The 13,330-nt window shown below is 45.2% G+C and carries 9 protein-coding genes; 1 reads left to right on the top strand and 8 read right to left on the bottom strand.

All coding sequences use genetic code 11. The features are described from left to right. Positions 1–70 precede the first annotated feature (70 nt). Both NO989_RS06820 and zigA read right to left on the bottom strand, forming a co-directional pair. Positions 71–760, bottom strand: a complete 690-nt coding sequence (locus NO989_RS06820; protein ID WP_371342298.1) for a DUF1826 domain-containing protein — start codon at positions 758–760, stop codon at positions 71–73. A 1-nt stretch (position 761) separates the two neighbouring features. Continuing rightward, on the bottom strand, positions 762–1,964 hold the full coding sequence (gene zigA / locus NO989_RS06815; RefSeq protein WP_371342297.1) for a zinc metallochaperone GTPase ZigA: 1,203 nt from the start codon (positions 1,962–1,964) through the stop codon (positions 762–764). A 206-nt stretch (positions 1,965–2,170) separates the two neighbouring features. Between zigA and NO989_RS06810 the strand changes: the two genes are divergently transcribed. After that, complete coding sequence (locus NO989_RS06810) at positions 2,171–2,371, top strand: cysteine hydrolase family protein (RefSeq protein ID WP_371342296.1); 201 nt, start codon at positions 2,171–2,173, stop codon at positions 2,369–2,371. Between the two features lie 32 nt (positions 2,372–2,403). Here NO989_RS06810 and NO989_RS06805 read toward each other — a convergent pair whose 3' ends face one another. From NO989_RS06805 to NO989_RS06780, 6 genes are all read right to left on the bottom strand, one after another. Then, on the bottom strand, positions 2,404–2,964 hold the full coding sequence (locus NO989_RS06805; RefSeq protein WP_230633711.1) for an isochorismatase family protein: 561 nt from the start codon (positions 2,962–2,964) through the stop codon (positions 2,404–2,406). Between the two features lie 82 nt (positions 2,965–3,046). Next, positions 3,047–4,354, bottom strand: coding sequence for a short-chain fatty acid transporter (locus tag NO989_RS06800; RefSeq protein ID WP_039236405.1), 1,308 nt, complete (start codon positions 4,352–4,354; stop codon positions 3,047–3,049). A gap of 67 nt (positions 4,355–4,421) precedes the next feature. Beyond that, the gene (locus tag NO989_RS06795) at positions 4,422–8,543 is read right to left on the bottom strand and encodes a two-component regulator propeller domain-containing protein (protein ID WP_371342295.1); all 4,122 of its coding nucleotides are present in this window, start codon (positions 8,541–8,543) and stop codon (positions 4,422–4,424) included. A gap of 266 nt (positions 8,544–8,809) precedes the next feature. Next, positions 8,810–11,563 (bottom strand): M16 family metallopeptidase, encoded by a 2,754-nt coding sequence (locus NO989_RS06790; protein ID WP_371342294.1) that lies wholly within the window; start codon positions 11,561–11,563, stop codon positions 8,810–8,812. 204 nt (positions 11,564–11,767) lie between these two features. Next, positions 11,768–12,061 (bottom strand): YfcL family protein, encoded by a 294-nt coding sequence (locus tag NO989_RS06785; RefSeq protein ID WP_252118688.1) that lies wholly within the window; start codon positions 12,059–12,061, stop codon positions 11,768–11,770. A 97-nt stretch (positions 12,062–12,158) separates the two neighbouring features. Further along, on the bottom strand, positions 12,159–13,322 hold the full coding sequence (locus tag NO989_RS06780; RefSeq protein WP_371342293.1) for an ATP-NAD kinase family protein: 1,164 nt from the start codon (positions 13,320–13,322) through the stop codon (positions 12,159–12,161). Positions 13,323–13,330: the final 8 nt, after the last annotated feature.

Raw genomic sequence — 13,330 nt, 5'->3', positions numbered from 1 at the left:
CTATCACAAGGGAAAACTCATGGAAAAAGTGATAGCGCCGAAGTAACCGAGGGTGAGGTACAATAAGAACTTAAAAACTACATAGGTCCAGGGTAAGCAACACGCGATGAGTACCAGGTATGACTTTGCAGGACCGATGCACGGCGGCAAATTCTTCATGGCCCTGCCACGACTTACCTTTAAGTAAACCCACATCGAACGCGTTCATTTGCCTAACGCTGCTCTCTCGATAGTGCTGGCCCAACCTATTCTTAGTAAGCCCTTGCGTATTCGCGTCGTTAAGACCAATCATTGGGCGTGTAACCACACTTTCTTTCGGCAGCCACTCTGTACCTTCGCCCAAATAGGTATTCACCAACCGAACAGGAATATTGTCCACATGAAAGCTTGGGCACATTGCTGATGAAAGGGGCACTAACCTTACACCCACACTGTCACAGTCAAATAGCGTGGTGAGCATGTCAGACAGCAAATAAATATCGTCAATGGCAGCCTGCTTTCCGGCATTATTTCTTCCATCAGGTAAAAGCTTTGCGATTTCCTCTTTCAGTGATGTTAAAGAGAAAACACCGCGAATCCCCATTCCTAATGATTTAAAAACGTCGACATAATATTGCGTGACAAGTGGTACTTCGGGCCTTGTCCATACCGCAACGCTAATCCCTTTATCAAAGATATCGCCCAACACCATAGCATCGGCGCTTGAACGCCAAGAGTCGCTGTGTTCAAAGGAAGTATTGTAGTCTTGTAACGCCTGCATATTAGTGCTCCCACGCAGGAAATGGGTCAGGCATTTCGGCCCAAACATGATGACCTTGAATAAGCTGTTCGTCTGTTAACAAGCAACGATCTAACCGCTCGATAATGTCGTTTTTATTAAGCCCTTGTCCAATGAACACCAGTTCTTGACGCATGTCACCGAAGGGCTCCATCCATTGTTCTTCAATCGCTTTAAGGTATTCAGGGTCTTCAGGCCACTGCTCTTTGGGTACGGCTTTCCAAAACAGCCCAGCAGCCCCGTATCTCGCCATACCGCCAGCTTGGCTCCAGCTACCCGCTAATTGAGGGCGTGTTGCCAGCCAGAAGAAGCCTTTTGAACGAATTAACTTACCTGCAATGTCTTTACTATGAATAAAATCATAAAACTTCTGCGGATCGAACGGACGTCGCGCTTCGTACGAAAAGCTGCTTATACCAAACTCTTCAGTCTCTGGTACGTGCTCGCCACGCATTTCTTTCAGCCAACCGGGCGACTGCTGAGCGCGCTCGAAGCTAAACCGCCCTGTGTTCAGCACTTTGTCGAGGGGCACTTTTCCATGCTCGATAGGAACTTGAATAGCCTCGGTGTTGAGGGTTTGCAGAATACTTTTAAGGCGCGCCAACTCTTGTTCAGAGACTAAGTCGGTTTTGCTTATAAGCAATATATCAGCAAATTCCACTTGTTCGACCAACAAGTCTGCCACGCTTCGCTCATCTTCCTCCCCCAAGCTCTCACCCACTTCGTTGAGAAACTTAGCTTCGTCATAGTCTTTAAGAAAATTCAATGCATCGACAACGGTGACCATCGAATCGAGGCGTGATATTTCCGACAAGCTTTTACCGTCTTCATCGGCAAACGTGAAGGTCTCAGCTACAGGCAAAGGCTCCGAAATACCAGTAGACTCTATTACCAGATAATCGTATTTACCTTCATGCGCTAAACGCTCTATCTCTTCAAGCAAATCTTCTCGCAACGTGCAACAAATACAGCCATTGCTCATTTCAACTAGCTTTTCTTCGGCTCGATTAAAGCTAATTTCATTTTTCACCGTTGCAGCATCGATATTGATTTCACTCATATCGTTAACAATAACGGCTACTCTTAATCCATCACGATTATTCAGAATATGGTTTAGAACCGTGGTCTTACCGGCGCCTAGAAAGCCCGAAAATACGGTAACGGGAAGCTGAGTTTGAATAGACATAACGACTCGCTAAGTTTCATTTTAAATCTCGAATTTAATAAATGTTATAACATAACAATTAAAGTGAAAATAGCAATATGATTAATTTATTACAAAACGCTTGCGCTATTCCACCGGACTAAGCCCATACTCTTTACGGAATATCTTCCTAAATGCATTGACGTTTTGAGAACACCAATTTAGAAGAAACCTTACAGTCATTGGGCGTGGATGAAATTCTTCTTGCAGGTATGATGACGCACAACTGCGTAACTCACACAGCATTATCACCAGCTGCTGCCAAGTATTCCCCCAAAGTCATTGAACCTTGCACCTGCACGCGTGACGCCATTGGTCATCTATTGGCGCTGGATTCTATGCAAGTGCGTGGTATTGACATTGTATCGATAGAAACCGCATTCGCTTAGCTCCGACTTGTTTCGCTCATCACGTTGTTCGACTACTTGATGAGCGCTAACACTTCTCGGAATTTTGGATGTTGGCATGATTTTAAAAGGCCAAAAAGTGTCATCTCAAAACTGCTGATCCGTGCGCCCTGCTCACGCATATTTTGGATGGCGAGCACAGCATTTGAAGACTCTCTTGAAGAAATGCAGTCCTGTATTACTTCCACAGTGTGATTATTTTCCAATAAACCCGTTACCGTTTGATAAACGCATACGTGCGCTTCAATTCCCACAACCAGCCATCGACTTAATTCCATTTCACCAATGTACGCCAGTATTTCGGACGAGCACTGGTCAGTACCTGCTACTGCGTTAAAAGTAAATTTCTTAAAGTGAGGATCGCTTGCGACATGAGTTTCAATTTCAGGGACCGTTCTCCCCAAGCCATCAGGATTTTGCTCAAGTACAACTACGGGAATATTGAGCAATTTACAACACTGTATTAGCTTTACTGTTTTGCAGATCATTGTCTGGCTATCATTGACTTTTCGAGCCAGCGCGCCCTGAACATCTACGATCAACAACCCTACCTTTTCTTCGTTTAAATGCATCATTCACACCGCTTGTATTTAAGTTGTGGCTTCATATTCGGCTCTATTCGCCTTGTTTGACGGCGTTAAATTGCTCTCTAAATCCTCACACAAACCGCAATACCAAGGAAATAATGACACCGGTTACGATAAGCTGAACTAAGCAAAAGCCCATAATGTCTTTGGCTTTCAGGCCAGCTATGGCAAGTACCGGTAGCGCCCAAAATGGCTGAATCAAATTGGTCCACGCATCACCCCACGCTACCGCCATGGCAACTCTATTTATTTCGGCTCCAAGTTCAGCGGCAGCGGGCAAGATTACTGGGGCTTGCACTGCCCACTGACCTCCCCCCGAAGGCACAAAAATATTAACAATGCCTGCGCTAATAAAACTCCATACTGGCAGCGACTCTGCAGATGCAAAGCTAATCAGCCATTCTGACATGGTTTGGGCCAATCCTGATTGAACCATTACCGCCATGATCCCCGCATAAAATGGGAACTGTATAACAATACCACTACCGCCCTGAACGGCTTGCTGCAGGCTGTGCAGTACATTGCGTGGTGTACCGTGAAGGACAATAGCGAGAAAGAGAAATAGCGTGTTAACGATATTGAGATTAAGCCCGCCCCCTGAAACAAAGTAGTTAGTGAGATAAGCAAGCCCTGCAAAGCCTACGAGTAACCCAAGCACCTTGCTGTTTTCAAGTTTGTCGGCGGGCCGCTCGTTTGTTGCCGACGGTAAAGCGTCGTCTTTGAGCTTGGCGCTATCGACAATAATGCTTTCAGATTCAGGCGGTAACATTAAACGATTAACAAGAGGAATAATCACGAACATGATTGCCAATAACAGCAAGTTAAACCCACTGAAAATAGTCTCTCCAGTGCCAACTACGCCAATCTGTGCTTCTGAAAAATGACCCGGCGTTGCAATAGTTAAGGGCACAGAGCCCGCTAAACCACCATGCCATACAATAAAGCCTGAGTACGCGCTTGCCACCAATAACCGATAATCAACCGACACTTTTCTTGCTAAGGCTTTAGCGAACAACGCGCCTACAACAAGACCAAAGCCCCAGTTTATCCAGCTTGCGATAAGCGACACCAACGTGACCAGCACAATGGCGCTCCCAGGGCTTTTTGCTAAGCTCGCAAGCCTTTCAAGTAAAGCTTTTACTAATGGCGTGCATGCTAGCATAAACCCAGTGACTAGCACTAAGAGCATTTGCATTGAAAATGTGAGCAGCCCCCAAAATCCGTCACCCCACTGTTGAATAGTTGTAAGTGGAGACTGATTTTGAATGACCACTGCAAACGCAAACGTAATTAGGGTGAGTAATAAAACGAAAATGTAGGGGTCAGGAAGATATCGTTCGACGAGTTTGACGAAGGGTTTTGATGCTCGGTTTAGCATTAACGCTCTCACAACATGTTAAAAACTTGTTGCATATTAACGCGTTTATTTCCCCGTTGGCGAGGGTCTAATTAACTTTGTTGAGCCAGTGCTGTAATGTTGAAGTTACTTTATTGTGCTCTATGGGTTTGGTGAGGAAATCATCCATACCGGCTTTCATGCACATATCTTTGTCGCCCTGCATAGCATTCGCCGTCATCGCTATGATGGGTACACGTTTGTAAACGTCGCCGGCTGCACCATAGCGAATAAGCTTGGTTGCTTCGAACCCGTCCATTTCCGGCATTTGGCAATCCATGACAATTGCGCTGTAATGCGCCTTTAGCTTGCTGCTTTTTAACAGTTCTAACGCTTCTACACCGTTGTTGGCAACGTCAACCACATACCCTTCGCTTTCTAGAACATTGGTGGCCACTATTTGATTAATGGCATTGTCTTCTACTAACAAGATTCGATAAGCATTGTCATCAGAGGTGGATTTTGCGTTTTCTTCAGGTGATTGAACGTGCTGAGTGTTGCCTTCGATAATATGAACCGGATCATCCTCGCGTTTTCTAAAGCGTGGTTTAGCTTCATAGTCAGATGTATTTACTGATTCCTCTACAATTCGAATTAAATCTGAAGAGGTCAGTGGCTTAGGAAGACTCTCATCAACGTCTATTCCGCCATAGACAACAGAGCTCTCCATGTCGCTGAGCTGTGTCATTAATACCAAACGCGTATGTTTTGTTCTGGGGTTATCTAAAAGTATCTGGCCGAAGTGTTGTGAAAACTCTTCCTCTTCTGCTTTCTCCAGAAATACAACATCAATGGGTATTGCCGGTATCTCTTGCTCGCTGTCTTTCAAATATAAGCTAATCGCTTCCTCAATCGAAGATGCGGTCAGCGTAAGCACTCCCCAAAGTTTCAGCTGGCTTTGCATGGCACGTCTTGTTGAAGCATTGTCGTCAATAATCAGGCAACACATGTCTTGTTTAGCAAGCTGAGGGCGCACAGCGTTGCGTTGCTCGGCGTAGCGAATTTCGCATGTCACATCAAAACGGCTGCCTTTGCCAAGCTCGGTGGTAACACTTATGTCTCCTCCTAACAATTGGCATAGCTTTTTGGTAATGCTCAACCCAAGCCCTGTTCCGCCATAGCGTCTAGTTGTAGAAGCGTCGACCTGTGTAAACGCATCGAACAAATGAGGTAGTTTTGATGCGGGAATACCAATGCCCGTATCTGCCACCGCAATGTGCATAAGCGCAGTATTCTGATTGTTAGTAGGAAGCAATTCTGCCGTGACAGAGAGCTCTCCCTGCTCGGTAAATTTAACGGCGTTGCTTAAAAGGTTTGTGAGGATTTGTTGAATTCGGCTGGGGTCTGAGTTTATTTTCGACTCACTGACCTTTGACAAATCTACAACAACATCCAGCCCTTTTTCTTGCGCTAAATGCGCAACCGATTGAGCAATGCTCTCAATCAATTCCCTTACATCAAATTCAACGGACTCAATCTCGAGTTTATCCGCTTCTATTTTAGAGAAATCCAAAATATCATTAATCAGGGTCAGTAGAGAATTAGCGCTTGAGCTTGCGATGTTGACGCGCTGTGATTGCTCAGTAGTTAGGTTGCTTTTCTTAAGCAGACCCAGCATCCCTATCACGCCGTTCATTGGCGTTCTAATTTCATGGCTCATATTTGCAAGGAATTCAGACTTCAACTTTGTTGCTTCTTCGGCTTGTTCCAGCGCTTTTTTCAAATCGTTGGCCTGAGCTTTCAACGAGGCTGTTTTTTCTGAAACTTGTTGCTCTAACGCCTGAACAAAGCGCTTCTGCTTGGTAATTTCTGTTTGCTGTAAGTGGGTTCTTAAGTAAATGATCAACAGAACAATGCCGAGTAAAAACGCAATGTAAATGCTGTATGCCCACCATGTTTTCCAAGGAGCTGCTGCTACATGTAAATTAACCGACATGACTTCGCTGCCCCATTCACCATTGGGCTTCATTGCTTTGACCAGCAATGTATAGGTGCCGCCATTTAGGTTAGTAAATGAAACGTTGTTGTGATTTCCGATATCAATCCACTGTTCATCGTACCCTTCTAATTTGTAGGAAAAATGCGAACGCTTGGGATCAGAGAAGTCTAGAAGAGCAAAGTCTAATGAGAAGAAATAGTCTTCGTAGGAAAGATTAATATCCGTAACGTAGGATAGTGGCTTATCAAGGCTTACTGCTTCGCCCATTTTGTTGAAGCCAGTTAGCACAATTTTAGAATCGACCAATTCAGACTGTCCTGGCACATACTCAAAGTATTCAATACCTCGCTGGCTACTGGTAAAGAACGTGTTGTTAGTGGCTCTAAGTAAACTGTTTGAATAGAAATTCTGACTTACAGCCCCGGCAGTGCTAGTGTAATTAATGGCACTTTCAGTAGCCGGATTAAAAAGAAAGATTCCTTTATTCGTGGTAAGCCAGAGCTGGCCCTCGTCGCCGTCTGCAATCGCTCTTACTAAGGTAGCGGGCAACCCTTTCTGCTCCCCAAACCACTCGAAGGATTTCGATTCAGGCTTATAAAGGTTCAACCCCCGTTGGGTTGCAATCCAAATTTGGCCGTTTTTGGTCTCATGAATATCTTCGACAATGCTGCCCAACAGACCTGCATTGTGATCTTTATTGTATTCAATCTGAGTGAAAGTATTGTCCTGAATGGACCATAAATTTACGCCGCTTCCAGTGCCAATCCACATATTTCCTTGAGAGTCATTTACAATGGCGTGAATCTCTGGGTGAGCTAAGCCGTCAGTCGTTGAAAGATGCTCAAAGGCGCCAGATTGCACGTTGTATATATAAACACCATGCTTGTAGGTACCTATCCATACATTGCCTTCGTTATCTAGCGCTAACGCTCTGAATTCTCTGAACTGGCGATATTTGCTGTCTTCTCTGGGATATTCTAAGCGACTTACATTTCCATTCTTTCTGTTAACACGTGCAATAAAGTTGTCTTGTGCCACCCAAATATTGCCGTGTTTATCGGGGACAATAATAGGTCGTTCTATAACTCCCCTATTTGAATATTCACTGTCTTCTTTAAATACCGAGTCAAATTCCTTTTGGAGTATTTGCTCTTTCACTTTCCATGTATAAATTTCAGCATTTGCTGTAGCAATCAATACATCGCCACTATTTTTGAAGGTGTCTAGCTCAATGCCACTAGGTGCAACTAACGAGTCACTGTTGATTTGCTTGATTTTACGGCGAGGAGATAGTTTGAATATGCCGTGAACTTCACTGGTTACCCATTTAGTTTTAGTGTGGTCTTCATATATTATGCGAAGTCCGTTGTCATAGCCGAAGTCCATCTTCTCTACGTAATTTCCCTCACCTGTATGTCTATAAAGACCCGTGGTGGTCACAAACCAAATGCACCCTTCGTGATCTTCAATCATTGAGTTCACTTGGCCTAATGCTTTGCCGTCTCGCGTAGTTTGTGCAAGGAACACGCCTGAACTTGGAAAGAAAAGAAAAGGGCCTTCCTGAGTCGCCACATAGAATTGGCTTGACGACGTACGCAGCAAGCTACGTATTTCATTGGCTCCTGTTGCAGTACGATTATCAGGGTCGGGAAAGAAGTGTTGGGTGGCGAGAGTTCTTTTGTCTAGCAAGTTCAAGCCAAAACTGGTGGCTACCCACAGGCTGTTGTCATTATTATCCATAATGTCCCAAATGCGATTATGAGACAGACTATGGTCCTCATTGCTTTTCTTCTGAACCCTTTCGAATTCCCCATTTCCTAGAAAACGATTTAAACCTTGATCATACGAACCTAGCCAAATTTGGCCCGTTTTATCGTGGAAGAGTGATTGGATTCGATTTGAAGATATGGAGCGAGGGTCGTCTGGATCATTCAAGTAACGAGAATAGTGACCTGTTGTTGGGTCGTACTTGTTAACTCCACCTCCCCACGTTCCAATCCATATATTGCCTTCTGCATCCAACATCAAATTGCCAGCGTCGTTGTGTGATAGCCCTTGGCTAGGATCGCTGTCAGACTCAAACAACGTAACTCTACGACCGTCGTAACGCATTACACCGTTTTCGGCAGTACCAAACCACAAAAAGCCTTGGCGGTCTTGGATAATGGAATAAATCTCTGATGAGACGAAGCCATCTTCGGCAGTTAAAAGCTCAACCGAATACTCATTCATCAGCTTGTCTGCATTAGATGGATAAACACAGGGAATATAAAACATGCAGAGAAGAGCTATTGCAAACAAGCGCACTGGTGCAAGTACAGGATTTGTTATGCTCGCAAAGAAGGCATTCTTCAAAGTGGAATCAAGACATTAAATTAAACTTTCTTAACCATAAATCATCTATTGAACGCAATCTATTCTACAAAAGACGCATTTGTCACATAAAAAAGGGCCGAAAATGATATCGGCCCTTTTTCTCTTGGTTAATTATTTACCAACTACAGTGAATTCATGCTTTGCACGCTAACGGGCCCGAGCTGAGCCGCTTCAACTTCTGCTTTAATCTTCTCGGCATCTCCGATGATTATCCAGGTTAATTTCTCTGGGTGCAGCACATCTTTCGCCGCGTTACTCAAATCGTCTAAAGACAAGCTGTTGTATTTCTCGACCAAAGACTCTGGGTAGCTATATTGTCTGTTAAATCTTTCACTCGACAGTAAGCTATACAATACCGCGTTAGCCGTCTCAAATTGACCTGGCAAAGAGCGAACTTCGTCTAACCGCGCCCTTTCAAGTTCATTCGCCATTGGCGGCTTTTCACCTAAGTAAGCGTTAAGCTCTTTCTTAAGCTCAAGCAGTGATGGACCTGTTTTATCGGTTTGCACCGGCGCATAAACCATAAACGGGCGCTGTCCCCTAGCATCTTGCAGGAAGGTGTACGCGCCATAAGACCAGCTTTTATCTTCACGCAGGTTCATATTAACGCGAGCAGTAAAAGCACCACCTAAGGTTAAATTCATGGCATTAATTGCAATATTGTTGTCAGCCCCTGTTGGTGGCGCTAAATGTGCAGCCAGAATAAGTGACTGTTGTGCACCAGGGCGGTCGATAATAATCGCTTGGCCTTGCTCAGGCATTGACGCTTCAGCAATTTGCTTCGCACCTTTGCTACCTTCTACCTTCCATTTGCCAAACTCTTTCTCAAGCATGGGTTTAATGGCACCTAACGTGGTGTCGCCAACAACAAAAATTGTCGCATTGTCTGGGCGTAGCCACGTATTTTTAAAGTTAACAAGGTCATCTCGCGTAATCGCTTGTACGTCTTGTTCAGTTCCGGTACCGGTAAACGGAATACCGTACGCATGGCCTTCACCATAAATAAGAGGCGGAAGTAACGTAAGCGCAATACTTACAGGGCGCGTTTTTTGCTGTGCAATATTACTTAATATAAGCGCTCGTTGACGTTCAATCTCTTCCTCTTTGAACGTTGGTGATTTCAAGATATCCCCCATCAGCGCCAAAGAAGGCTCCATGTTCTCTGTTAACATTGACATGGTAACTGTGGTGGTATCTAGGTTTGAGCCGGCGTTTAAATCAGTACCCAACTGCTCAAGCTCTGCCGCAAGCTCCAGCGCGTCATATTTTCCCGCGCCTTCGTCAAGCATCTGTGTGGTGAAGCTCGCAAGTCCTAACTTGCCACCCGCATCAGCAGCGTAACCTGCGTCGAATTGCACCGCAACATTCACCAATGGAACCGTAGAGCGTTTTGCAAATACTACCTTTACACCGTTAGAAAGCGTAGTTTCTGTCACCTCAGGAAAGCTCAGTTGAGTCTCTGCATCGATTGAAGGCAAGCCAGAGCTGCGGTCAACGCCTTCGGTAGATGCTGTGTGCTCAATAAACGGAACAACCGTGATTTGATGCCACCCTTCTTTTAGCCATTTATTCGCAGCCGCTTTAACCCCTTTAGGAGTAGCCTGTCCTAGCTCACTCAATTCAGTTTTGAAGTAGTTAGGGTCGCCAGCAATGAACTCACCACTAGCAAGCGTATCGGCTTTACCGCCAAAGCCCCCAACCTCTTCAAGCCCGCGAATAATTGAAGCACGTCGCTTAGTCGACACCAATTTAACTTCGTCTTTGCTTGGACCTTTACGCAAAAACTCGCTAATGACTTTATCTATTTCTTTTTCCACTGTCGCAACGTCAACGCCATCTTTTACGTCAACCGTCACACCAAAAATAGACGCCATTTGTAGCTCGTAGTTAAACACCGAGGCATTGGTAGCAATTTGTTGGTCGTACACCAATTCTTTGTAAAGGCGTGAGTTTTTACCATCGCCCATGACACTCGCGGCAATGAACAAGTCTGTTGCGGTTGAAGAGGTATTTTCAGGTGAAACCCAAAGGCGGTAAATGCGCGATTGAGGTACTTTGTCTTGAATCACTTCGCGAGTGTTTGCGCTACGCTTTGGTACCCATGCTTCCCACTTAGACAGTGCTGGGCCCGGCTCAATGTCAGCGAAGTACTTGTTAACCAGAGGTTTGGCTTCTTCTGCGTTAATATCGCCGCTTAGCACCAGTATTGCGTTATTCGGTCCGTAATATTGGTTAAACCAGCCTTTAACGTCGTCTAACGATGCGGAGTTAAGATCTTCCATCGAGCCAATCACCGTATGATGGTAAGGATGCCCTATGGGAAATAAGCCTTCAAAAATATGCGTGAATACGCTTCCGTAAGGCTGGTCTTCGCCCTGACGTTTTTCATTTTGTACAACGCCACGCTGTTCGTCTAATTTCTCTTGTGTCACCGCACCTAACAAGTGCCCCATGCGATCAGATTCCATCCAGAGAATACGATCTAGTGCAGGTGTCGGAACGGTTTGGAAATAGTTAGTACGGTCAAAGTTTGTGGTACCGTTTAATCCTGTTGCCCCAGCTTCTTGTAACGGCCCAAACCATTCATCGTCATAGTTCTCCGTGCCGTTAAACATTAAGTGTTCAAATAGGTGCGCAAACCCTGATTTGCCGTTTGGTTCGTCTTTTGAACCCACCTTATACCAAACCGCAACGGCAACCACTGGGGCCTTGCGGTCTTCATGAACAATTACCGTTAACCCATTATCGGTAGTGAACTTTTCGTAGTCGATATTGATATCGTTTTTAGCAAACGCTGAGCCAACCAGCGTACTACTTACTGCCAGCACACCTACACTTACTTTTAAGCGCTTGGTGAGATGCTTAAGTACAGTCATTTCGTCATCCTTAATCTTATTATCTGTGCTGAACACCAAAATGTGCCAGGCACCACAAAACGGCTTTACGCCAATACTAAACATAAATCAATTTGGTAGTTTATAAAGAGTTACGATGCAGAAAACTGTAACGGATTGTAAAAGAGAGGATAAACGACGAACGAAGAAAAATTGATAGGGGAAAAGTAAGGAAGAAAGTCGCAATTATATTGCGACTAGCCGTGCCCAAAGCGCTTTAACTTGTTTAGCGTCTTCACTTTCTAATTCGTTGTTGGCGAATGCGCTATTAAGGCTCTCGAGCATATTATCATTAAGCATCGCAACCGTAGCATCTTCTTGCATTTCTAACTGGCGAGCCTCTACTGCAAAGTGGCCTTGCAAGTAGCTGGCTATAAACAATTCGTCATCACTACCGTGGTTTACCACGTCATCAAGCGATGCCTCAATATCTGCGATGGCGTTAACGACACTTTCTGGTGCTGCAGCAGGTGGTAACACGTCTTACTCCTTCCTGTTTTTAAATATCAAATCTTAGTTCGAGATAAACTCATTTTTTAATGGCTATACATGTGCCGTGTTGTATCAAACTACGTCTTTAAACAGCTTGGCAAAGTACTTTATCTTTATACCCAGTGATAACCGTGAACGCGCCTGCGAGTTCAGCGTCTAGCATTGCATCGCTTGAGTCTAAGCGAAGCGGCTTACCGTTTAATGCCTGTAGTTTTTGTTTAGTGGCAACAACGAGCATATTCTGCTTGCCAATTTGACGGATAAAAGCAGGGCTAAGCTGCTGATTTCCGCGACCTAATATGTGGCCCTGACCACCGATCACCGTCAAAATGACTTTGGTGGGCTTGTCATGAGTCAGCGCAATCAGTTCGCTCGCAGTAACGTCACTTGCGATTAGCTCACCTTGTTTAACCACATCCACACCTAACAAGGTATTTTCTAGGCCAAGAAAGTCCATGACCGCACCTACAGTAGAGCCGGATCCCATGACAAAATAGGTGTCAGGCTCATCGTCAATAATTTCACCAAAATAAGCGGTAATGTCGTCAAGCACTAAGGCCTCGTCCTCTTTCCCGCCCATTTTTACTGCTTGAACATAAGTGAGCTCTGCGGGTACGCGCATTTCACCATAGTGTTTGGCAATAACTTTGCCCTCGCGAAACGCGTTTTCGTCAATATCACGTACTTCGGCGTCCATTTCACTCACAAGCTCGCCTGCGATCATCTGACTTACTACCTGCCCTGCCGCTGACGGCGACACGCAGTAAACGCCAGAGTGAATTTTGCAACCTGCAGGCACACCTAGCACGGGCACCTGTGTGCCAACTACGCTACAGATATTACGGGCTGTGCCGTCGCCACCGGCAAAAAGCAGTAAGTCGACGTTGGCGTCCACCATTGCTTTAGCTGCACGCTCTGAATCTTCGCCCTCGGTTTGCACGGCATCAGCCGTGTAGATTACCTCATAAGGAATACCTAGAGATTCACAGATTGTTTCACCCATATCGCCCGATGCTGTCACGACGGTAAATCGCCCAGATAAGGCTTCTAGAATGCTGAGCGCTTTCGCCATTTTTTCGTTGGCTTTTTTCTCTGCTCCCATAGCCAGTGCTTTTTCGCGAATTTCTGCACCGTCGCTGCCTTTAAGCGCGAGTGCTCCGCCTATGCCGGCAAAGGGGTTTACCACAACACCCAATTTGAATTTGGGTTTGTTATCAAACGTTGATTGGCTAAGATCAGTATGATTCATTCGGCATC

It is taken from the genome of Alteromonas sp. DY56-G5, from assembly GCF_041414725.1.
GTDB lineage: Bacteria > Pseudomonadota > Gammaproteobacteria > Enterobacterales > Alteromonadaceae > Alteromonas > Alteromonas macleodii.
This window is presented reverse-complemented; position numbering and strand designations above follow the sequence as displayed.

Coding starts and splice junctions, on each gene's coding strand:
- NO989_RS06820 (WP_371342298.1), bottom strand. CDS start 760: ATGCAGGCGTTACAAGACTACAATACTTCCTTTGAACACAGCGACTCT.
- zigA (WP_371342297.1), bottom strand. CDS start 1,964: ATGTCTATTCAAACTCAGCTTCCCGTTACCGTATTTTCGGGCTTTCTA.
- NO989_RS06805 (WP_230633711.1), bottom strand. CDS start 2,964: ATGATGCATTTAAACGAAGAAAAGGTAGGGTTGTTGATCGTAGATGTT.
- NO989_RS06800 (WP_039236405.1), bottom strand. CDS start 4,354: ATGCTAAACCGAGCATCAAAACCCTTCGTCAAACTCGTCGAACGATAT.
- NO989_RS06795 (WP_371342295.1), bottom strand. CDS start 8,543: ATGAATGAGTATTCGGTTGAGCTTTTAACTGCCGAAGATGGCTTCGTC.
- NO989_RS06790 (WP_371342294.1), bottom strand. CDS start 11,563: ATGACTGTACTTAAGCATCTCACCAAGCGCTTAAAAGTAAGTGTAGGT.
- NO989_RS06780 (WP_371342293.1), bottom strand. CDS start 13,322: ATGAATCATACTGATCTTAGCCAATCAACGTTTGATAACAAACCCAAA.